Genomic DNA, 22,961 nt, shown 5'->3' on the forward strand with positions numbered 1-22,961 from the left:
TTTGGGATAGGAAGTTCTTTGGCGCATGGCAATCCTGAAGATAAGGGCGATGGTGTCCACGTATTTTTAAGTGGAGAACATCGCCCTTATCGCAGGGATCGGGTAGGTGACTTCGCCAGACGCTTACTATGCAACAACTCAAACGTATTCAAAAAAGGAACATCAAGCTCCTGACAAATATTGGGAATGATGAATTTTCGCTTCGCGTCGAGGTTCAGCACTTCATGAGTAACGACTGTAGCCCCTGTCGTCATCGCTTTCGCAATTAACCAAGGGTCAGCACCTGCCAAGAACTCCTCCATAGCACCTATTTTCATCCTAGGCGCTTGGCCAGCCACAAGCCCCGCAACTTGCGCGAACGCCAGTTGCGTATCCTGATCGGTTGTGGAGTGAAAGAAATCGGAATTGTCCTTCGCCCAATCCGCCAGATCGTCATGCCCTTTTGTTAACTCATCCATTACAGGTGCAATGCTGGCCAAAGCCAATGCTTTATTTTTAAGTAATAACCATTGCCAAAATCCAGGACAGATAGCCATCCCGTAATAACGGTTCTTCGCTTCGATCAGCGTGTTAGCGTCGAGTAAATGATTCATTCCGTGATCTTGTTGGCGAGAGTCCTTAATTTGGCAGGTTGCACGCCGAGCAAGTGTCCCGCCTCGCGCAGCAGCATCCGACCACTCATTGCTTCACTCAGCACTGCCTTGCTTAGGCGAGGGCTGTTTTTCGCGGTGGCGTTACGGTAATAGTCACCCGCCCCACCTTTTTCATCCTGAAAAGCCTTGAGGATCACTCGATAGTAGGCGCTGTATCGGTCTTGGCTTATATATCCAAGATCCAATGCGCGGCGACCGATAGCTAATTTACTGATATGAAAACGAGTGGCTAGCGGAGCTAAATTGTCTTCCCAGTTAGCATCCGGGTTCCACAGGGCACGAAATTGGGCTTCGGGAGCCAGAAATTCACCTGCAACTGCATTGCAGAAACGTTCCTCGTTTCGACCATTCGCGGTATTTCCATCAGACACTCCACTGCTACCAATCCAGATATGGGCCAGCTCGTGAAGTAAGGTGAACAGCCTGGCGGTGGGAGCGTCGGAGCTGTTGATAAATACGACGGGGGCGTAGGCATTGCTGATGGCAAAACCCCGAAATTCGCTCACTTCCAGTTTGCGGTGAGTGTTCCCTAAAGCAATTCCACTGCGCATAACCAAAACGCCAGCCGCTTCAGCAGCTTCGATCAAGGCACGGCTGTATTTTTCGTAATCCAATCGAGCAATGTCGGGGTTCACGCCGAGGACCCGGCGGATATCGTCCACCACCTCTCTGACGTGAGATTGACTACTGAAGCGACCTACAAATGCCAGCGGTTGATGCTCCTGGTGCTGCAGATACTCCAGGTACCAGTCCTGCTTACGTATGGCATCCCTTGCGGTGTCCAACAGTTCCAAAGTGGGACGTTGAGGAGCAATCCCTCCCACTGTCCGCAGATCAGGTAAAGGCAGTTGTTCGATGGGAGGCTGCTGCAGAAACAGGAATCCGAAAGGGATGTGAGCGACACTCGCCCACTTTTGAGCCTGAAGGAATGTTGGTTTGGTCTCGCCAGCCTCCCACTCCTGTACTCGATCAGGTTTCACGGGCAACTTTTTAGCAACCTGCTCAGTGGAGAGACCTGCGCGCTCACGAGACCATGTGAGCAGGCTTGGATTGACGAAGGCGGCTTGACTCATAGGGTCGCAGGCAAATTAGATGTGGCTGGTAACCGTTCGAGGGCATGCTTGGTGGATGCACTCGATTGACGCTGGTTCCAGCTATCTGGCATTGCCTTTCTCCTTGGCTGTTTGAGGTCTGGTGGCAGCGACTACAGATTAGTCGATAAGCAGAGCTGCCAACGGTAGGAGCACGCGATTATGAGGTAAATGCGCAACGACCCGAAGCGCAAATATGTAACCCGCGGACAGATGGCATTGCCTGTTTTCCAGAACACCGCAGCGTCGTCATCACGCGGATATCCCAAAGACTGACCACATAATCACCCAGCGCTCTCGAAGGTTGCAGCAAAACGATCTGCACGATAACCTCCCACCGTCGCTGCCAATTCAGCGACCGGGTGTGGTAACCCGAGTTATTCAAGGCGCAACAGCGCCCCAATCACGTCATCAGGCGCTTTTTTTATGCCTGCGGCGTGAGTTATGGCGGCTGTGCGTGGGACGCCCTCGGGCGTGCCGGTTTCCTTGATTCCCGGTTTACCACCCTGCGCACAGCTGTCACCCATTCGTGTGGTAACGAACGTGGCAGCTCCTCATATCAAGGAGTTGGATAATGCGCAGCATCAATCCGTTTGAAATTTGGCTTTCCCCTCTACGCGATTCCCAATCACGTAACCCCCTCCCCCATTGCCTCTCCATCCTCGGAGGTGGCCAATGACCGAACAACCCGAACTCAAAACCATCGGCCTGACACCTGCCATCTACTGCGCGGATCAAGCGCTGTTCCATGTCACTCGCGGCGTTCCTCTCGGCGATGCGTTGTCCATGGCCTCCGACTTTCTGTTCCTGGCCAAAACCCTCACTGAAGATGCTGCTTATGCCAGAGATACTGATCGTCACGCCTGGGCTGCGCATTATTTGACTTCGATGAGCAAGGCCTTGGTGGATGATGCGGTGAAGGTGCTGATGCGGGATCGGGCTTGTGCGCCGGCATCTGCGCGGGCGACGTCGAGGTCTGCGGGATAGTGGTCGGGACTGTCGTGTAGCTGCTGTCATGGACGTCAGGCATGACGCGTTGGAAGGCGGGTTTGGTTGGGGAGAGCGAGGGTATTCAGCGGGAATGTGGATGCCTTGCGTTTTTCGCGAGCAAGCTCGCTCCTACAGGGTGGGTGGTCTCACGGAAGTGGGGTGTTGGCCGAAGTTTTTGAACAGCGCCCGTTTACGCAACTACAACCCGATGGCTATTGGACCGACCATCCGAATAACCTCAGGATTTGTACAGCTGACTAAAATTCAGTGGGGGATCTTTTCAACGAGCCCTTACAAGGCGGGAGGTTTTACGATGAAAGTCGTAACTTCGCTGGCGTTGATGGTAGCGGCTGGATGGATCTGCGTGGTTGGTGCAGCCCCGAAGCAAATCGTTGCCGTTCCCTTGAATGCAACTACTCACAATGCCGGGCATATCGCTCAGGCCGTTCTGACCCCCTTGAGCAGCAGTGAGACGGAGCTCTCGTTGTTTGTGGGTGGTGTACCCAATGGCACTGCAATTCCGGCGCACTTGTATACCTATATCTACTCGGGAAGCTGCGCCAGGCACGAGCCCAAGCCGGCCTATTCACTCAATCGCATCGTGGCCGATAACTTCAACGAGCAGGCGGGGATCCAACTCTGGAAGAGCGTGCCCCTGGCTTATGACTCGCTGCGGTCCGGCGGATATGCGTTGGTGATGCGGACGAGCCCGGCGGATGGGAATCCCGATATTTTCTGTGGTGAGCTTGGTTAAGGATTTTCCCCCGCTTCCATGCGTAGCGTGGGGGCGGGGGAATATCCCTCTCAGGCTGGTTGCAGTATGACGGTGGTCATTCAACAGTAGATGTTGGTTGCCATGCGTTTTTCGCGAGCAAGCTTGCTCCTACAGGGGGTTGGGTTTCAGTTCTGGGTTTTGTGGCGGCTGGGCTGGCGCTATCGCGAGCAAGCTCGCTCCCACAGGGGGCTTTGTGTGTTTAGTGGGATTGGGGATTAGCCCCGGGGGTTTCGGGGCTTTTGATTGCTTGGGTTCGAAGTAGATGCTGGGGAATCGGTTTTGGGATTTCCGGCCTTTGAGTGCTTCCGGAGGGCTTGATCGTCATCTTCTCCACAGGCAATCCGCTGTGTATAAGTCCTGCAATCGCCCCCTATGGCACGGCGTCTCCACCCTCATTCTTCTAGACTCGATACAAGGTCGTAGACAGAACCGAACACGTCGCTCTGGTGCAGCCGTTTCAAGGGCCGCGTGGCAATCTGGCTTTTATGCCCCTATTGAGGTGCGGCGAAGACCGTGCCGGGCGCGACAAGATGCCCGCTCAGGGTGCCCTGGCCGACGGTTTATAGATGCCACGATACCGTGACGTGGTGTGAATGCCGCAGCCGACACTTTCGGACAACCGACAGCCGCCTGGTTTGTCCGTGATCGTGAGGATTGCTGAATGCCTGATGAGTTGTTGCACCTGCCTGTGGTCAACAGTCTGCTGGAGCGCCATAAGGGCACCCCGGGTGCGCTGTTGCCCATTCTTCATGATATTCAGGAGCACATCGGTTACATCCCCGATGTCGCCGTCCCCGAGATTGCCCATGCCCTCAACCTGAGTCAGGCCGAGGTCCGCGGGGTGATCAGTTTTTACCATGACTTCCGTACCACGCCGCCCGCGCGGCATATCCTGCGTCTGTGCCGGGCCGAGTCGTGCCAGAGCCGTGGTGCCGAGCAGCTTGCCGCGCAGTTGCGCGAGCGCCTGCAACTGGACGATCACGGCAGCAGCGCCGACGGCAGCATCAGTTTGCGCCCGGTGTATTGCCTGGGTGCCTGTGCCTGTTCGCCCGCTCTTGAGCTGGATGGCCAGGTGCATGCGCGGCTCAGTGCCGAGCGTCTGGATGCCCTGCTCGATGCTTGCCGGGAGGACGCATGATGCCGACGCTCTATCTGCCCTGTGATTCTCTTGCCCGTGCCGTGGGTGCCGATGAGGTCGCTGCGGCCCTGATCACTCAGGCTCAGGAACGCAATCTGCCGCTGGAGTTGCAGCGCACCAGTTCTCGCGGCTTGTATTGGCTGGAACCGCTGCTGGAAGTGGACAGCGCGCAAGGTCGGATCGGCTTTGGGCCGCTGACGGCTGCCGATGTGCCGTCCGTGCTCGATGCCTTGCAAGCCGAGCCGTCCGCGCATCCGCTGGCCTTGGGCCTGGTGGAAGAATTGCCTTATCTGAAGTCTCAACAACGCCTGCTGTTCGCCCGCGCCGGCATCACCCGGCCGCTGTCTCTGGAGGATTACCGGGCCCACGGCGGTTTCGAGGGTTTGACCCAGGCCATCGCCATTGGCGGCGAGCAGACCGCGACGGCGGTGTTCGATTCGGGCCTGCGTGGCCGTGGCGGCGCAGCCTTCCCGGCCGGGATCAAGTGGCGCACGGTGCGCGGCACTCAGGCGGCGCAAAAATACATCGTATGCAACGCCGACGAAGGCGACTCCGGCACTTTCGCCGACCGTATGCTGATGGAAGGCGACCCCTTCCTGCTGATCGAAGGCATGGCGATTGCCGGCATTACCGTCGGCGCCACCTACGGCTACATCTATGTTCGCTCGGAATATCCGGATGCCGTGGCCACGCTGCGTGCAGCGTTGAACATCGCCCGGGAAGCCGGGTACCTGGGCGCCAATGTCAGCGGCAGCGGCCAGGCCTTCGATATGGAAGTGCGCGTCGGCGCCGGTGCCTACATCTGCGGTGAAGAAACCGCGCTGCTGGACTCCCTCGAAGGCAAGCGCGGGATCGTTCGCGCCAAGCCGCCGATTCCGGCGTTGCAGGGCCTGTTCGGCCTGCCGACCCTGGTGCACAACGTGCTGACTTTGGCCTCGGTGCCGCTGATTCTGGCCAAGGGTGCGCAGTTCTATCGCGATTACGGCATGGGCCGCTCCCTGGGCACCATGCCTTTCCAGTTGGCGGGCAATGTTCGTCACGGCGGCCTGGTGGAACGGGCCTTTGGCCTGACCTTGCGGGAACTGGTGGAAGACTACGGCGGCGGGACCGCCAGTGGCCGGCCGTTGAAGGCGGCACAGGTGGGCGGCCCGCTTGGCGCCTGGGTGCCACCTTCGCAATTCGATACGCCGCTGGATTACGAAGCCTTTATGGCCATTGGCGCGATGCTCGGTCACGGGGGTGTGGTGGTGGCTGACGACTCCCTGGACATGGCCCACATGGCACGCTTCGCCATGCAGTTCTGCGCCGAGGAATCCTGTGGCAAATGTACGCCCTGCCGCATCGGCTCGACCCGCGGCGTCGAGGTGATCGACCGCCTGCTGGCCGCGCCCGACCAGAGCAGTCGCGATGAGCAGGTGATCATTCTCAAGGACCTGTGCGACACCCTGCAATACGGTTCGCTGTGCGCGTTGGGCGGCATGACGTCTTATCCCGTGGCCAGCGCCCTCAAGCACTTCCCCGCTGACTTCGGTCTGCAAGCCTCGGAGGCCGAGCAATGATTACTCTCTTCGACCCGAAAACCGATATCGATCTGGGCACGCCTGCCCGCGACAGCCAGGTGCAGGTCACCCTGAACATCGACGGCCGCAGCATCAGCGTGCCCGAAGGCACCTCGGTGATGCGCGCCGCCGCGTTGCTGGGCACGACTATTCCCAAACTCTGTGCCACCGACAGCCTGGAACCTTTTGGCTCCTGCCGCATGTGCCTGGTGGAGATCGACGGCATGCGCGGCTACCCCGCGTCCTGCACTACACCGGTCACTGAAGGCATGACGGTGCACACCCAGACGCCAAAGCTCGCGACCCTGCGCCGCAACGTCATGGAGTTGTACATCTCCGATCACCCGCTGGACTGCCTGACCTGCTCGGCCAACGGCAACTGCGAGCTGCAAACCGTGGCCGGCCAGGTTGGCCTGCGGGAAGTGCGTTATGGCTATGAAGGCGAGAACCATCTGGAGGACGTGAAAGACACCTCCAACCCCTATTTCGACTACGACCCGAGCAAGTGCATCGTCTGCAACCGCTGCGTGCGCGCCTGCGAAGAAACCCAGGGCACCTTTGCCCTGACCATTACCGGGCGTGGTTTCGAATCCCGGGTGGCCGCTGCCGGTGGCGAGAACTTCCTCGACTCCGAATGCGTGTCTTGCGGCGCCTGTGTGCAAGCCTGCCCAACCGCGACCCTGATGGAAAAAAGCGTGGTCGAACTGGGTCAGCCCGAACGCAGCGTGATCACCACCTGCGCCTATTGCGGCGTGGGCTGCTCGTTCCGTGCCGAGATGAAAGGCGACCAACTGGTGCGCATGGTTCCGGACAAGAACGGCCATGCCAACCACGGCCACTCCTGCGTCAAGGGGCGCTTCGCCTGGGGCTACGCCACCCACCCGGATCGCATCACCAAGCCGATGATCCGCAAGCACATCAGCGACCCGTGGCAGGAAGTCAGCTGGGATGAAGCGGTGACCTACGCCGCCAGCGAATTCCGCCGCCTGCAGCAAAAATATGGTCGCGACTCCATCGGTGGCATCACCTCCAGCCGCTGCACCAACGAAGAAACCTACTTGGTGCAAAAACTGGTGCGCGCCGCCTTCGGCAACAACAACGTCGACACCTGTGCGCGGGTCTGCCACTCACCCACCGGCTATGGCCTGAAACAGACCCTGGGCGAGTCCGCCGGCACCCAGAGTTTCGACTCGGTGATGCAGGCCGACGTGATCCTGGTGATAGGCGCCAACCCCAGCGACGCCCACCCGGTGTTCGCCTCCCAGCTCAAACGCCGCCTGCGTGAAGGCGCGCGGCTGATCGTCATCGACCCACGCCGCATCGATCTGGTGGACACGGTGCATGCCCGCGCCGAGTATCACCTGGCCCTGCGCCCCGGCACCAACGTCGCCATGCTCAACGCCCTGGCCCACGTGATTGTCACCGAAGGCTTGCTCAACCAGGCCTTTATCGACGCCCGTTGCGAGGGTAGCGATTTCGCGATCTGGAGTGAATTCGTCAGCCGTGCGGAAAACTCGCCGGAAGCCCTTGGCCCTGTCTGCGGTGTACCCGCTGCCGACATCCGTGCCGCTGCGCGCCTGTATGCCACCGGTGGCAATGCGGCGATCTACTACGGCTTGGGCGTCACCGAACACAGTCAGGGCAGTACCTCGGTGATGGGCATCGCCAACCTGGCCATGGCCACCGGCAACATCGGCCGCGAAGGCGTGGGCGTGAACCCGCTGCGGGGGCAGAACAACGTTCAGGGCTCCTGCGACATGGGCTCCTTCCCCCACGAGTTGCCCGGTTACCGGCACATCTCCAACCAAGTGGTGCGCACGCAGTTCGAACAGGCCTGGAACGTCACCCTGCAACCCGATCCGGGCCTGCGCATCCCCAACATGTTCGAGTCGGCCCTGGCCGGCAGTTTCAAGGGCCTGTATTGCCAGGGCGAAGACATTGCCCAGAGCGACCCGAATACCCAGCACGTCACCGCGGCCCTGTCGGCCATGGAGTGCATCGTGGTGCAGGACATTTTCCTCAACGAAACCGCCAAGTTCGCCCACGTGTTCCTGCCGGGCTGCTCGTTCCTGGAAAAAGACGGCACCTTCACCAACGCTGAACGACGCATTTCCCGGGTGCGCAAGGTCATGGAGCCGCTGGGCGGCAAGGCCGACTGGGAAGGCACCGTAGCCCTGGCCAATGCCCTGGGTTACCCGATGAATTACCAGCACCCGTCGCAAATCATGGATGAAATCGCCAGCCTGACGCCGACTTTCACCAACGTCAGCTACGCGGAACTCGAGCGCCATGGCAGCCTGCAATGGCCGTGCAACGCCGAGGCACCGGACGGCACGCCGACCATGCACATCGAAGAATTCGTGCGTGGCAAGGGGCGCTTCATGCTCACCGGCTACGTGCCCACCGAGGAAAAGGTCAACAGTCGCTATCCGCTGCTGCTGACCACCGGGCGCATCCTCAGCCAGTACAACGTCGGCGCCCAGACCCGGCGTACCGATAACGTCGCCTGGCATGACGAAGACCGCCTGGAAATCCACCCGACCGACGCCGAGAGCCGTGGTATCAATGAAGGGGACTGGGTCGGCATCGGCAGCCGCGCCGGCCAGACCGTGCTGCGTGCGCGGATTACCGAACGGGTCGCCCCGGGCGTGGTGTACACCACCTTCCACTTCCCGGAATCGGGGGCCAACGTCATCACCACCGACAACTCCGACTGGGCCACCAACTGTCCGGAGTACAAGGTCACCGCCGTGGAGGTCAGTCGCGTCTATCACCCTTCTGAGTGGCAGAAGCGCTTCCAGGCGTTCAGCGAGGAACAGCAGCGCCTGCTCGATGCACGTCGCCAGGCACGCGGGACCAAAGCCGAGGTACGCCGATGAGTACTGACAACCTGATCAAGATGGCCAACCAGATTGCCCAGTACTTTGCCAGCCAGCCGGACCAGCGACAGGCGGTGTTCAGCGTACGCGATCATCTGCAGATGTACTGGACGCCGGGCATGCGCAGGGAATTGCTGGCCTGGCAGACGGAACATCAGGGGGCGGACCTGCACCCGCTGGTGCAGGCGGCAGTGACTGGGGCGGGGTGGGAGGCTTAGGCATTGCACCCTTGGCCTGAGGGCTGAAGGACCTGTAGGAGCGAGCTTGCTCGCGAAGCACTCAAGGACACCGCGCTTATCCAGAATTTGCGCGTTATCGTTGACGATCATCGCGAGCAAGCTCGCTCCTACAGTGAAGCACTCAAGGACACCGCGCTTATCCAGGATTTGCGCGTTATCGTTGACGACCATCGCGAGCAAGCTCGCTCCTACACAGCCTTGCGCGCCGCAGTCACGGTCACTTCAATCGCCCGGACACTGATTGCCGCGAATGTCGCGGTCATCAGCACGCCGTTGAAACCCAGCAGCACTGCCAGCACTCGCGAGACGCCGAGTTTGGGCACCAGTTCTCCATAGCCGATGGTCAGGCCCGTCACGAAGGCGAAGTAGACACCGTCATCGGGGCTCCAGCCTTCCAGTTGGGCGATGATGAGGCCGAACGCAACCATCACTAACAGCAGTATCGAGAAGATCGGCCACACCACTTTGAAGTAGAACCAGACGGCTTTGTAGAACTCGTGGCGGACGTTTGATGCACGGGTGAAGTTCATGTCGTGGGCTTCCTGGGGTTCGACTGACCGGCTATTGGATGCGCGCGGTTCAATACCCCGTTCAGCTTGGCACAAGCGCTGAAAACCGCGACCAACGGGGCGTTATCTTTGGCCAGGACTATGACAAAGATGACGCCAACCGGGCTATCCAGAAACCGCCTGGCGCCGGTGGTTTTCTGTAGGAGCGAGCTCGCTCGCGATGGTCGTTAACGATAACGCGTGTTTCCTGGTTGTACGCGGCGCTCTCCAGTCCATCGCGAGCAAGCTCGCTCCTACAATGAATGCGGCGTTCTCGAGTCCTTCGTCGGAACGCCGCCCGGAGCAGGCTCGCTCCTACAACCTCAGTTCGCTTCAGTTTCCCGGATCAGCTTCTTGTTGATCTTGCCGACGCTGGTCTTGGGGATTTCGGTGACGAACTTGAACTGCTTGGGGATCGCCCATTTGTTGATTCGCCCACCGTCAACGAAGGCTTGCAAATGAGCCTCCAGAATCTTGCGGTCCAGATATTGCCCGGACTCGCACACGACCATGGCCATGGGCCGTTCGCCCCATTGTTCGTCGGCAATGCCCACGACGGCGACGGACATCACGGCGGGGTGTTCGCTGATCAGGCTTTCCAGTTCCAGTGAGCTGATCCACTCGCCACCGGTCTTGATCACGTCCTTGATGCGGTCCTTGATTTCCACGCCACCCAGTGGGTCGATCGAGGCCATGTCGCCGGTGTGCAGCCAGCCGTTGTGCCACAGCTCTGCACCTTTGTCCGGGGCTTTGAGATAGCCCTGGGTCAGCCACGGTGCGCGCACCACGATTTCGCCCAGGGACTCGCCGTCATGGGCCACGTCGTTGCCGTCGGCGTCGATGATCTTCAGGTCGACCATCGGCACCGGTGTGCCGGTCTTGATGCGGATCGGCAGTTGTGCTTCGGCGGGTAGCTGCAGGTCTTCATCGCGCAAGTAAGTCAGGCACAGCAACGGGCAGGTTTCCGACATGCCGTAGCCGGCATGCACCACCATGCCTTTGGCATTGGCTTCGCTGGCCACGCCCAGGGTCAGTGCACTGCCGCCCAGGAGCATTTTCCAGCCGTCGAAACGGGTCGCCTTGCCTTCCTCGCAGTTGAGGATCATCTGCAAAATGGTCGGCACGCAGTGGGAGAACGTCACCTTCTCTTCGCGGTACAGCCTGACCAGGCTGTTGGGTTCGTAGCGGCCGGGGTAGACCTGCTTGATGCCCATCAGGGTCGCGACATACGGCACGCCCCAGGCATGCACGTGGAACATCGGCGTGATCGGCATGTACACGTCGTCGGAGCGCAACAGCGGCGCGCCCTGATAGACGCCCAGAGTGCCGACGGCATTCAGGGTGTGCAGCACCAGTTGCCGGTGGCTGAAGTACACGCCTTTCGGGTCGCCGGTGGTGCCGGTGGTGTAGAACAGCGTGGCGACCGAGTTCTCGTCGAAATCGGGGAAGTCGTACTGGTCCGGGGCCAGGGACAGCAAGTGCTCGTACTCGCCCAGCACCGGCAGCGAAGTCGTGGTCGCCTCGTCATCGGTGAGTTGCAGGTAGCCTTTTACGGTTTCCAGCCGTCCGTGGATCTGCTCGACCAGGGGCAGGAAATCATCATGCACCAGCACCAGGTCATCCTCAGCGTGGTTCATGGTGAACAGCACCTGCTCCGGCGACAGGCGAATGTTCACCGTGTGCAGCACCGCGCCGATCATCGGCACGGCGAAGAAGCATTCCAGGTAGCGGTGGCTGTCCCAGTCGAGCAGGGCCACGGTGTCACCGGCCTTGACCCCGGCCGCGGTCAGCGCATTGGCCAGGCGGCGAATACGCTTGTTGAGGGTCTGGTAGCTGTAGCGCAGCTTGTCGGCGTAGACGATTTCCCGACCCGGCTCATAGCGCACGCCGGACAACAGCAATTGCTTGATCAGCAAGGGATAGGCATAAGCGCCGTCGGCGGGCGGGATTATTTTTGTCGCCATCATGTTTAAGGTTCCTTGTCCTTTCGATCAGAACTGATCGGCTTGCAGCTCGTAGAGGCAGTCGCTGCCGGCCTTGGCCGATGCGCTCAACGAGTGGATACGCGGCAGCAACCGGGCGAAGTAGAAACGCGCGGTGGCCAGTTTGCTGGTGTAGAAATCGTCCTCGGCATCGCCGCTCATGACGACTTTGGCCATGCGTGCCCACATGTAGGCGTACGCGGTGTAGCCGAACACGTGCAGGTACTCGACCGAGGCTGCGCCGATTTCATTCGGGTTGCTCTGGGCCCGGTCCAGCAGCCACGCGGTCAGGTCGTCGAGCGTGTCCACGGCGGCGTTCAACGGTTTGGTGAACTCGCCAAGGTCCGCGCAGGCAGTGGCGGTGAAGTTGCGGATTTCCGAGGCGAACAAGCGGTAGAGCGCCCCGCCGCTGCCGACGATCTTGCGCCCGGCCAGGTCCAGGGACTGGATGCCATTGGTGCCTTCGTAGATCTGGGTGATGCGCACATCGCGCACCAGTTGCTCCTGGCCCCATTCGCGGATGTAGCCGTGGCCACCGAATATCATCTGACCGTGCAAAGTGGTTTCCAGGCCCATGTCGGTGAGGAACGCCTTGGCCACCGGGGTCAGCAGCGATACCAGTTCCTGAGCGCGGGTGCGGGTGGTGTCGTCTTCGCTGTACTTGGCGATGTCCAGTTGCAGGGCCACGTAGCTGGAGAACGCACGGCCGCCTTCGTTCAAGGCTTTCATGGTCAGCAGCATGCGGCGCACGTCGGGGTGGACGATGATCGGGTCGGCCGCTTTGTCCTTGTGCTGCGCGCCGGTCGGTGCGCGGCTTTGCAGGCGGTCACGGGCGTAGGCGACGGCGTTCTGGTAGGAACGCTCGCCCTGGGCCAGGCCCTGGATGCCCACGCCCAGACGCTCGTAGTTCATCATGGTGAACATGGCCGCCAGGCCTTTGTTCGGTGCGTCGACGATCCAGCCGGTGGCCCCGTCGAAGTTCATCACGCAGGTGGCGGAGGCCTTGATGCCCATCTTGTGTTCGATGGAACCGCAGGACAGCGCGTTGTTTTCACCCAGTGAGCCGTCGGCATTGACCAGCACTTTCGGCACCAGGAACAGCGAGATGCCTTTCGGGCCGGCCGGTGCATCGGGCAGGCGCGCCAGTACCAGGTGGATGATGTTCTCGGTGAGGTCGTGCTCGCCACCGGTGATGAAAATCTTGCTGCCGCTGACCTTGTAGCTGCCATCGGCCTGGGGTTCGGCCTTGGTGCGGATCAGGCCCAGGTCGGTACCGGAATGGGCTTCGGTCAGGCACATCGAACCGGTCCAGGTGCCGGCGTACATGTTCGGCAAGTAAGCCGCTTTCAGTTCTTCGCTGGCGTGGGCCTTGATCGACAGGCAGGCGCCGGCGGTCAGCATCGGGTACAGGCCGAACGACAGGCTGGCCGAGTTGACCATCTCTTCGACCTGCGCCGAAATCGCCTTGGGCATGCCCATGCCGCCGTACTGCGGGTCACCGCCGACACCCACCCAACCGCCCTCGGCGAAGGCTTGATAGGCCTGGGCAAAACCGTCCGGGGCGCTGACCGCGCCATTGCTCCAGGTGCAGCCCTGTTCGTCGCTGGCGCGGTTCAGTGGCGCGATCACTTCGCCGCTGATCTTGCCGGCCTCTTCAAGAATGGCGGCGGCAGTTTCCTCATCGATCACGTCGGCCAGGCCGGGCAATTTGGCCCAGAGCCGGGACACCTGGAAAACCTCGTTGAGTACGAAGCGCATGTCGCGCAGGGGAGCTTTGTAATCAGACATCTTGGCTTACTCGGAAGTGGTCACGGCATGGGGCATGCCGGGACGTTCAGTGGATTCAGTGGTTTCGGCTGCCGCGACAGAACCAGGCTGAGGGGCCCGTTCGCGCAGCAGAAAACAGGACAGGGCCGGGATCAGGATCAGCGCGCCAAGCATGTTCCACAGGAACATGAAGGTCAGCAGGATGCCCATGTCGGCCTGGAACTTGATCGGTGACCAGACCCAGCACACCACGCCAGCCGCAAGAGTGATGCCCACCAACCCGACCACGCGGCCTGTGAACGACACGGCGTTGCGGTAGGCCTCGGATAGCGGCAGGCCCTGGCGCTGGAAGTGCAGTTGCACGCTGAGCAGGTACAAGGCGTAGTCCACGCCGATCCCCACGCCGAGGGCGATCACCGGCAGGGTCGCGACTTTCACGCCGATGCCCATGGCCACCATCAAGGCTTCGCAGAGGACCGAAGTCAGCACCAACGGCAACAGCGCCACCAGCGTGGCGCGCCAGCTGCGGAAGGTGATCAGACAGAACAGCGTCACCGCCGCATACACGTACAGCAGCATGGTGCGGTTGGCTTCGCGCACCACGATGTTGGTCGCGGCCTCGATCCCGGCGGTGCCGGCAGCGAGCAGGAACTGGCGATCAGGGGTGCTGTTTTCCTTGGCGAACTTATCGGCAATCGCCACCACGGCATCGAGGGTTTCAGCCTTGTGATCCTTGAGGAAGGTGATCACCGGCATCAGCGAACAGTCGGTGTTGAACAGCTCCGGGGAGTTGACCGAGGCTTGTTGCGCGGCGTAGTTCAGCACGTCCTGGTTACGCTGGATGCTGTTGAGCTTGGGGTTGCCTTCATAGGTGCCGGCGGTGATCTGGCGTACCGCGTTGACCAAGGACGCGGTCGCCTGCACGCCCGGATACTGTTGCAGCTCCCAGGCCAGGCGGTCGGCGAGGACCAGGGTCTTGTAGTTCAGGCAGCCTTCCGGCGCGGTCTTGATCATCACCGCGAACAGGTCGCTGGACAGCGCGTAATGCTGGGTGATGTAGGCGTTGTCGCGGTTGTAGCGCGAGTCGGCACGCAGCTCCGGCGCCCCGCTTTCCAGGTCGCCGATCTTCAGGTTCAGGCTGACCATGAAACCGCCGATACCCATCAACACCGCGACCAGAACCGCACCGGTGGCCCACTTGGCAGTGGTGAAGCGATCGAGCGCGTCCCAGAGCTTGCCGAAGCCTTTGTGCTTCTCTGCGCGGTTGTCGATTTTCAGCGCACGCTCGGCGGCTTGCGCGCCCACACCGACATAGGACAGCGCCACCGGCATCAGCAACAGCGAGGTGAAGATCAGCACCGCGACACCGATGCTGGCGGTGATCGCCAGGTCCTGGATCACCGGAATGTCGATCAGCATCAGCACGGCGAAGCCCACGGCATCGGCCAGCAGCGCGGTGACACCGGCGATGAACAGACGGCGGAAGGTGTAGCGCGCAGCGATCAGCTTGTGGGTGCCACGGGCGATGTCCTGCATGATGCCGTTCATCTTCTGCGCCGCGTGGGACACGCCGATGGCGAAGATCAGAAACGGCACCAGCACCGAGTACGGATCGATGGCGTAGCCGAGCCAGGCGACAATGCCCAGTTGCCAGACCACCGCGATCAGCGAGCAGCCGACCACCAGCAGAGTGCTGCGCACGCAACGGGTATAGCCGTAAATGATGATCAGCGACGTGACCACGGCCAGGCCGAAGAACATCATCACCTGGATCAGGCCATCGATCAGGTCGCCCATGAGTTTGGCGAAGCCGATCACCCGCACCTTGTAATGGCCGGTGCCTTCGACCCCGGATTTACGCGCCGCGCTGTCGCCGGCGTATTCGATCTTATCGCGCAGCTGCTCTTCGAGCATCTGCGAAAAGGCGTGGTAGTTGATGCGTTGGCCACCGGCCGCGGCTTTGTCCATCAGCGGCACGATCAGCATGGTCGACTTGAAATCGCTGGCCACCAGGCTGCCCACCAGACCGGCGCGGGAGATGTTCTGGCGCAATTGTTCGATTTGCTCAGGCTGACCCGAATAGGTGTCGGGCATCACCGGGCCACCCTGGAAGCCGTCCTCGGTGACTTCGGTCCAGCGCACCGCCGGGCTCCACAGCGACTTCATCCACGCACGGTCGACGCCTTCGGTGAGGAACAACTGGTCGTTGACCTGCTTGAGCACGTCGAGGTACTCGGGGTCGAAAATATCGCCCTGGGTGTTCTCGACCACCACCCGCACCGAGTTGCCCAGGCCGCGCAGCGAAGCGCGGTTTTCCAGGAAGTTCTGGATGTACGGCTGGCTCTGCGGGATCATTTTTTCGAAGCTGGGGCGCAGCTCCAGGCGAGTCACGGCCATGAAGCCCAGCACCACGGTGGCGAGCGCCATCAGCAGCATGAACAGCGGCCGGTAGTTGAACACCAGCCGTTCGAGGAGGTTGCCGGAGCGCTGGTCGAAATCCCGCAGGTCGCGGATCACCGGCATGGCGTCTTGTTTGATATTGCCCATGTCTGGGTTCTCGCTCTTAGGGTTCTAGGGCTGGGTCGGCGGACAGCGTCCGGGCACCACGGCTGCCGGCCAGCACCAAGGCGCCATCGGCGGACTGGGTGGCGCCGGCGACCGGGGTCGGTGCCGGTTGTTGCACCAGATGCAACTGCGCGCCCGTCCCCTGGCTGACCAGCATCTGCCCGCCCTGGGTGAACAAGCGATAATTGCCACGGGCATCGATCAGGCCCGCGGTGATGCTGACGTGCAGGCCGGTGTCCAGCGCAGTCCAGCTCTGCCCGCCGTCGGTGCTGCGCAGCACGTTGCCGCGCAGGCCGTAAATCAGCACTTCGCCAGGCTTGCCGAGCACACCGAAGAAGCTGCCTGGATAAGGCGTTGGCACGGCATTGAAACGTTGGGCGCTGTCGTCCCATTTGAGCAGCAGGCCCTGCTCGCCAGCGATGTACAAAGCGTCACCGGTGGAGGCGATGGCGTTGAGGTGGAAACCCTGGGGGTTGTCGGTGCGGTCCTGATACGGCGTCCAGGTCTGACCACCGTCGTCGGTGCGCAGGATCAGGTTGAACACACCGACTACATAGCCGGTTTTGTCGTTGGCGAACCAGACGCCGAGCAGCGGTTTGTCCGCGCCCTGCTCGGCTAGCTTCTGGCCCTCGGTGACCAGCAGCGGCCATTGCTCATTGCCCGGTTCGGCGCTGGCCAGCGCCGTGTAGTGCTTGACCAGCAAGGCGCCGATCTGACGACCGTCGAGTTGCTTTTGCCAGGTCGCGCCGGCGTCGCTGCTGTGCAGCACCACGCCGTCATTACCCACCGCCCAGCCCTGGGTGGCCGTCGGAAAATTCACCGCCGTGAGGTCGGCACTGGCCGGCACGACAGCCTGCTGCCAATGCTTGCCGGCATCATCGGAAAACAGAATATGGCCACGCTGACCGACGGTAACCACACGCTCACCGGCGCGGGTCATGCCGGACAGCGGGCTGTTGATGGCCAAGGCACTGACCCTGGCGGGCAGGTCCAGCACATCGACGTAATCGGCCGCCTGAGTGACGCCCTGCGACAGGCAGAGCACGACACCAAACGCCAGCCGCAAAATATTATTTTTATACGAACACATACTGCGTCCTCATCGGAAAACCGCGCCGCACCTCGCGCCGTGCAGCTCATGCCCTTGTAGGAGCGAGCTTGCTCGCGATGGACGTGAACGATGACGCGGGGAGCCTGGTTCCCCGCGGTGTTCTTGAGTCCATCGCGAGCGAGCTCGCTCCTACAGTGCCGGCGGATCGTGCGAGCGCTTGCTTGCGGTTGGCTTAGCGAATGCCGGCGCCGGCCAGGGATTCCGACGACCACTGCGCCTTGGAGAGCGGGTCGATGTACTTGATGCCGCCGTAAGGGCCGACTACACCGTTGATGTTGTACGAACCACCGACCAGGTCGTAGATCATGAAGGGCGTCGAATCCGGCACCTGCTTGTCGTAGCTCTGGCTCAGGAAGGCAAACGAACCACGATACAGCTGACCACGGGCGTCATATTGATCCGAGGCCAAAGCGGTCCAGCTGTCTTCGTCGAGATAGAAGCGGCGCTTGGCGTAGATGTGACGGGCACCGGCCTTGAGGTTGCCTTCGACGACCCACACGCGGTGTTTTTCCCAACGCACGAAGTCCGGTGACAGGTGATTGGCCGTGGTCAGCGATTTCGGATCCTGGACGTAGGTCAGCTTGTAGGTGTTGTAAGGCACGATCATTTCTTGCTTGCCGACCAGTTTCCAGTCGTAGCGATCCAGTGCACCGTTGAACACGAACACGTCATCGTAGGTGCCCGCACCCGCGGTACCCGGGTTAGGCGTGTCGTAGGCCAGGCTCGGCGCCAGTTTCACTCGACGCTGCCCCGGCAAGTACTGCCAGGCGCGACGCGGTTGCTGCAACGGGTTGGCGGCGTCCTTGAGCATGATCGCCTCACCGGCCCGGCGCGCAGGGCCGGTGTACGCCAGCTTCATCTGGTAGTACACATCGGCGCTGCTGATCGGCTGCGAGAGGTTTTCGTAGATCGGGTAGGAGATGTTCGCTTGCCCGGTGGTCGCCAGGCTAGGAACGCCAGCCGAGTCGACGTTCCAGGAGTCGTACTTGGAGCTGATGCTGACGCCTTGGTAGCGCAACAGGAAGTTCCACATCGCTTCGTTGCCCGACTGCGGAATCGGGAACGGAATGCCCGGCAGGACGTTGTCGATGGCCAGACCACCTTCCAGGGACTTGGCGCCGCTGGCGTTCTTCACGCCGTTATCCAGAATCGCCTGGGGCAGCGACACAGTGCGGTGCGTCGGGAACACGTCGACACGGAACGTCGGGAAACGCTTGGCCAGTTCTACCGTGGTCGCCGTGAGCAGGCCCTTGTACTGATCAACGTTCTTGCCGTCGATCACTAGTAGCGGCTTCTCGCTGGCAAACGGATCCGGGCGCATGCTGTCACCGGCTTTGAAACTGGCTGGCGGCGTGGTCAGGCCACCGTTGTAGGCAGGGATGGAACCATCAGCGCTCCCGGCTTTTTCAGCGCCCACCAGGGTCAGGCTGGTGCCCAGTTTGGCAGCTTCCTGGGTTGAAACAGCGGCCTGAGCCTGGGCGGCAAGGACTATGGCCAAGGACGCGGCCAACACGGTTTGTGCGAATTTCATCTTGTTATTCTCCTGCTTGCATTGAGCAAATCAGTGGTGGATCAGAATGTTGTTTTCATCGTCAGGTACACGGCGCCACGGTCCTCAGTCGTGGCCCCCCCTCCGGAGAAGGACGAGTAGCCACCGGCGAAACAGGCGTAGTTTTCGTTGCCGCTAAAGGCGTTAGGCGTGGAGCCGTCACCACCGTTCGGGCCGGTGCTCACGCCACTTTTGTTGCATTTTTCAGTCTGTCCGAAGGAGTCCACGTACTTCAGGTCGACAAAGTATTTGTTGTACACAACGGCACCGACGCCCACGGCATAGTTGCCGGTGTCCTTGGCACCGCCACCGGAGACCGGTGACACGCCAGCGAGACCGACGTTGACCGACATCGGCGCGTTGAGGTCGACACCGGGAAACACCTGGTACCAGGTCGGTGTGAAGTTGACCGCGATGCCCCAGTTGTCCCGGGTCGGCGCGTCGATGCCGCGATAGCTGTCCTTGCCCTTGTAGAGCGCTTCGTTCTTGCTATCGAGCTTGAGCAGGTTGCTGTAGTACAGCTCGGCAAGCACGGTTGCCTGATCGAACACCGGCGTTTTCGGCAGGGTCATCAGACCGTTGAGCGTCCAGTGCAGGGTGTCACCGGTGGCACTCATGCTGTCGCCGCGGCTCGGGGTGTCGTAGACCACACCGGTAGCGTCGGTACGCGCCGGCAGCAGACCAAGCCCTTGCCCCAGGCCCAGCGGGCTGCGGGTACTGACGATCGCCGGGATACTGGCCAGCGGCATGTTGTGACGGATGTTCAGGTCCGAACCGACGCTGATCCCGCCCACGTCCTTGGACAGGCTCAGGCCAAAGATCTTGATGTTGTCGGCATAGGCCAGCTGATAGGTGGCGGTGTCCAGCGAATTGAGGGTGTTGACCACTGCAGGCACTTGCCCTGCCGGCCGGGTGCCGTTGGGGTTGGCCGAGGTAATGCCCCGGGCGTCCAGCCAGGCTTGCGGCAGGATTTCCGAGGTTTCGCGGTAGTAAACGCCGAGGGTGCCATCCAGCCAGGCCGGCGACCACTTGGCCATGATGCCCCAGTCGCCGCTGCTGCCCGGTGTCAGGTCATGGCCGCGACGCACGTTGGTCAACGCGTTGCACGGCGCCAGGCCACAGCCCAGCGGACTGCCCGGGACCACGGCGTTGGTGTTACCGAGCAGGAACGACTGCGCACCATAGCCGATCAGATCGGAACCACCGTAATAAGTACCGGCTTCCGGCAGACGTGCGGCGTCCCAATCGAGGAAGTACTGGGCACCCACGGTCAATTCCGGATTGACGGTGAACGACATCGACAACTGGTTGCGCGGGACGAACAACTCCTTGGCTTCAGTACCCGGCGACGCGGCCAGCTTTGCCAGATCAAGGCCGGACTGTCCGTAGCTGACCGAGTGCACCGGGTTGAGAATGGTCTCGCCCCAGAACACGTTGTGCTGACCGGCCTTGGCGCTGAACATCGACTCCTCGCCCACTTCGGTGCTGTAGAACACGAAGGCATCGAGGATTTCGCCCGAAGGACCGCTGTAGTAGCGCTGGGCATAGTTGCTCAGGTGCGGGCTGCCAAAGCCGACGTTGTCATGAGTGACCCCGGCCAGACGCGGGTCGTTGGCGATCAGGCCCGAACGCGCATCGTTGCCGTTGACGAACGGGTTGGAGTTGGAGCCGGTGTTGTCATAGGCCTTGTCGTACCAGCTGGCGGCGCTGACGCGAAAGCCCATGGCGTTCTTGTAGACCACGTCCATTTCGGTCAACAGGTCGATACGGTTGGTGATGTTGGTGCCGGCCTTGCGGAAGTTGTAGTCGCCGTCGTTGTTGTTCGGCGTTCCCAACATGCGTTTGTCGGCGCTTTCGGTGCGTACGCCGTAGTTGTACTTCACGGTGTTATCCAGACGCGCGGTCCAGTCCGGGTTACCCAGATCGATCTCGACCCCATGGGCCGCCGGCGCAATGACGGCCAGAATGGCCGAGGCCAGCAAGGTGTAGCGCGCTACGGTGAAGCCGTGACTCTTATTGTTGTGCATTGCGTTGTCTCCGCCTTTTTGTATTTGTTTTAAGCGCAGCCGCCCTCGCGCAAGCCTCTCTGGGTTTGCGTTTAAGGAATGAGGGCAAATGCCGGTGGCGTACTGCCAGTCCAGCTCCTTGTACTAGCGATCCAGCTCCTGGATGAGTGCCTCGGCTTGCTGCCAATGGCCAAATCCTGCGGCCGGATTGAGATGGCCGACATTGCCCAGATCGAGCAATTCGGCGCCCCAGCCTTCTGCCATGCGGGTGACCGCAGCAAGACTGGCAAGGTGATCGTTGGTGCTGCCGGCCACGATGCTGCGAAATGGCAGCGGGCCTTGTGGCAGAGGATTCCAGCCCTGGCTACGCAGGGTCTCGGAAGAAGGATAGTTGGCCGGCCAGACCGCATCGAGATCCGGTGGCGCGGCCAGCAAGGCGCCCTTGATCGGACGGCTGTAGTGCGCAGCCCAGTGCGCGACCATCAGCACGCCGGCGCTGTGGGCCACCAGAATCACGGGCCCGTCGATCTGTTCGAGTTCGTGTTGAATCGCCCGCACACGGGCCATGCAATCGAGTTTGTTGGCCGCAAGCGGCGCAACACTGCGCACGTTGCTCAGCCTGGCGGCAAGCAATGTTTGCCAATGTTCGGCCACGTGCTCGCGCAGACCCGGAACGATCAGAACGGTGGCGGCAGTTTGCAGTTTGTCCACGGTCAACACCTTCGCTTTCTCGATAACTCGACTGGCTGTTTTCGCCAGGGGCTTTTTGTAGGGTCGACATTAAAGAGCGCCCACCCTAAGCGCTTTACATTGGACGTCAGGCACTTTTCTTTTGATGACAAATTGTCGGACACTTCGTCGCTGCGACCGCTGGTCTAAAAAACCCGCAGGTTGGCGCAGGGTCACTGTAATCAACGGATGAGCGGTGATGGCTGCGCGCAAAGCAGCGGATTCCGGACCTGGGAGCAGCGAACGCATCCACGACATGACAACTGTTCAACTGTTGATACGCTGGATATAGTCGCCACGCTCACGCCAACCGCCATAGGCCCAGGGAAGACTTTCGCATGACCAAGCTTGTTCGCGCCGCCGTCTTGACCAACTACCTGGAGGTCACCCAGTACCTGGGGTTCAACCCGCGCGACGTGCTGGCCGCTGTCGGCCTGAGCAGGGCCCAACTGCAAGCCCCTGAACACCGCATCCAGATCGATGCCGCCGTGCGGTTGCTGGAAGACTCGGCCGCCGCCAGCGGTTGCCAGACCTTCGGCCTGAGCATGGCCGAGTCGCGTCAGCTCTCGGACTTTGGCGTGGTCAGCCTGCTGCTCAGCCACCAACGCACCCTGCGCGATGCCTTGCAGGTCGTGGTGGATTACCGGCACCTGATGAACGACTCGCTGGCGATCTTCATCGAAGAGGCCGGCAAGATGGTGATCATTCGCGAAGAGGTGGTCACCGAAACGCCCATGCCCAGCCGCCAGGCCACGGAGCTGGCCATCGGCGTGATGTTCCGGTTGTGCTCGGCCCTGCTCGGCTCCCACTGGCACCCCTACAGCGTCAACTTCATGCACCAGCCACCGGACAATCTGCACCTGCACCGCCGGCTGTTCGGCTGCAACCTGGAGTTTGGCAGCGAGTTCAACGGCATCGTCTGTCCGGACGTCAGCCTCGACATGACCAACCCCAACGCCGACCCGGCCATGGCCCGCTACGCCCAGAGCTACCTCGACTCACTGCAGAGCCACGAAGGCACCTCGATGCTGTTCGAAGTGCGCAAGGCCATCTACCTGCTGCTGCCCATGGGACGCGCCACCATCGAACAGGTCGCCCAGAGCCAGGGCATGAACGTGCGCACCCTGCAACGCCGCCTCAAGGACGACGGCTGCGCCTTCAACGACGTGATCAACGACGTGCGCCGCGACCTGGTGCTGCGTTATCTGGACAACCCGAACTACTCGCTGAGCCGCATTGCCGACATGCTCGGCTACTCGATGGCGAGTTCGTTTACGCGGTGGTTTATCAGCCAGTTCGGTATGCCGCCGGCGACGTGGCGGGCGCAGAAGCAGACGGGGACGAAGCCGTCCTGACAGCAAGGCAAAAAAAACGGCGACT

17 protein-coding genes are annotated in these 22,961 nt (G+C 61.2%); 7 read left to right on the forward strand and 10 right to left on the reverse strand.

What is annotated here, in order from left to right:
• Window positions 1-86: 86 nt before the first annotated feature.
• Window positions 87-593: a DUF4411 family protein gene (locus KGA81_RS23205; RefSeq protein WP_223548835.1), complete on the reverse strand. Its 507-nt coding sequence runs from the start codon at window positions 591-593 to the stop codon at window positions 87-89.
• On the reverse strand, window positions 590-1,726 hold the full coding sequence (locus KGA81_RS23210; RefSeq protein ID WP_223548837.1) for an XRE family transcriptional regulator: 1,137 nt from the start codon (window positions 1,724-1,726) through the stop codon (window positions 590-592). The genes KGA81_RS23205 and KGA81_RS23210 overlap by 4 nt, the downstream gene beginning before the upstream one ends.
• A gap of 693 nt (window positions 1,727-2,419) precedes the next feature.
• Between KGA81_RS23210 and KGA81_RS23215 the strand changes: the two genes are divergently transcribed.
• From KGA81_RS23215 to KGA81_RS23240, 6 genes are all read left to right on the forward strand, one after another.
• The gene (locus KGA81_RS23215) at window positions 2,420-2,731 is read left to right on the forward strand and encodes a DUF3077 domain-containing protein (protein WP_223548839.1); all 312 of its coding nucleotides are present in this window, start codon (window positions 2,420-2,422) and stop codon (window positions 2,729-2,731) included.
• Window positions 2,732-3,047: 316 nt separating this feature from the next.
• Window positions 3,048-3,488 (forward strand): hypothetical protein, encoded by a 441-nt coding sequence (locus KGA81_RS23220; RefSeq protein ID WP_223548841.1) that lies wholly within the window; start codon window positions 3,048-3,050, stop codon window positions 3,486-3,488.
• 682 nt (window positions 3,489-4,170) lie between these two features.
• Window positions 4,171-4,647 carry a formate dehydrogenase subunit gamma gene (locus KGA81_RS23225; RefSeq protein ID WP_223548843.1) on the forward strand — a complete coding sequence of 159 codons (477 nt, stop codon included), beginning with the start codon at window positions 4,171-4,173 and terminating at the stop codon, window positions 4,645-4,647.
• Window positions 4,644-6,206, forward strand: coding sequence for a formate dehydrogenase beta subunit (locus KGA81_RS23230; RefSeq protein ID WP_223548845.1), 1,563 nt, complete (start codon window positions 4,644-4,646; stop codon window positions 6,204-6,206). The genes KGA81_RS23225 and KGA81_RS23230 overlap by 4 nt, the downstream gene beginning before the upstream one ends.
• Window positions 6,203-9,085, forward strand: a complete 2,883-nt coding sequence (fdhF, locus tag KGA81_RS23235; RefSeq protein ID WP_223548847.1) for a formate dehydrogenase subunit alpha — start codon at window positions 6,203-6,205, stop codon at window positions 9,083-9,085. The genes KGA81_RS23230 and fdhF overlap by 4 nt, the downstream gene beginning before the upstream one ends.
• Complete coding sequence (locus KGA81_RS23240; RefSeq protein ID WP_223548850.1) at window positions 9,082-9,303, forward strand: formate dehydrogenase subunit delta; 222 nt, start codon at window positions 9,082-9,084, stop codon at window positions 9,301-9,303. The genes fdhF and KGA81_RS23240 overlap by 4 nt, the downstream gene beginning before the upstream one ends.
• Window positions 9,304-9,512: 209 nt before the next feature.
• Here KGA81_RS23240 and KGA81_RS23245 read toward each other — a convergent pair whose 3' ends face one another.
• From KGA81_RS23245 to KGA81_RS23280, 8 genes are all read right to left on the reverse strand, one after another.
• Window positions 9,513-9,854, reverse strand: coding sequence for a potassium channel family protein (locus tag KGA81_RS23245; protein WP_223548852.1), 342 nt, complete (start codon window positions 9,852-9,854; stop codon window positions 9,513-9,515).
• Window positions 9,855-10,195: 341 nt separating this feature from the next.
• The gene (locus tag KGA81_RS23250) at window positions 10,196-11,839 is read right to left on the reverse strand and encodes a fatty acid--CoA ligase (RefSeq protein WP_223548856.1); all 1,644 of its coding nucleotides are present in this window, start codon (window positions 11,837-11,839) and stop codon (window positions 10,196-10,198) included.
• Between the two features lie 24 nt (window positions 11,840-11,863).
• Entirely contained in the window at window positions 11,864-13,642 is a 1,779-nt protein-coding gene (locus KGA81_RS23255) for an acyl-CoA dehydrogenase C-terminal domain-containing protein (RefSeq protein WP_223548858.1), read from the reverse strand.
• Window positions 13,643-13,648: 6 nt separating this feature from the next.
• The gene (locus KGA81_RS23260; protein ID WP_223548860.1) at window positions 13,649-16,168 is read right to left on the reverse strand and encodes an efflux RND transporter permease subunit; all 2,520 of its coding nucleotides are present in this window, start codon (window positions 16,166-16,168) and stop codon (window positions 13,649-13,651) included.
• A 16-nt stretch (window positions 16,169-16,184) separates the two neighbouring features.
• A complete protein-coding gene (locus KGA81_RS23265) occupies window positions 16,185-17,276 on the reverse strand; it encodes a WD40/YVTN/BNR-like repeat-containing protein (protein ID WP_223548862.1) in 1,092 nt (363 codons plus the stop codon).
• Between the two features lie 193 nt (window positions 17,277-17,469).
• Window positions 17,470-18,828 carry a DUF1329 domain-containing protein gene (locus KGA81_RS23270; protein ID WP_223548864.1) on the reverse strand — a complete coding sequence of 453 codons (1,359 nt, stop codon included), beginning with the start codon at window positions 18,826-18,828 and terminating at the stop codon, window positions 17,470-17,472.
• Between the two features lie 41 nt (window positions 18,829-18,869).
• Window positions 18,870-20,873: a DUF1302 domain-containing protein gene (locus KGA81_RS23275; protein ID WP_223548866.1), complete on the reverse strand. Its 2,004-nt coding sequence runs from the start codon at window positions 20,871-20,873 to the stop codon at window positions 18,870-18,872.
• A 123-nt stretch (window positions 20,874-20,996) separates the two neighbouring features.
• On the reverse strand, window positions 20,997-21,563 hold the full coding sequence (locus tag KGA81_RS23280) for an RBBP9/YdeN family alpha/beta hydrolase (RefSeq protein WP_223548868.1): 567 nt from the start codon (window positions 21,561-21,563) through the stop codon (window positions 20,997-20,999).
• Between the two features lie 356 nt (window positions 21,564-21,919).
• Between KGA81_RS23280 and KGA81_RS23285 the strand changes: the two genes are divergently transcribed.
• The gene (locus KGA81_RS23285; protein ID WP_223548870.1) at window positions 21,920-22,936 is read left to right on the forward strand and encodes an AraC family transcriptional regulator; all 1,017 of its coding nucleotides are present in this window, start codon (window positions 21,920-21,922) and stop codon (window positions 22,934-22,936) included.
• Window positions 22,937-22,961 lie beyond the last annotated feature (25 nt).

Source organism: Pseudomonas sp. A-B-19 (assembly GCF_019947515.1).
Lineage (GTDB): Bacteria > Pseudomonadota > Gammaproteobacteria > Pseudomonadales > Pseudomonadaceae > Aquipseudomonas.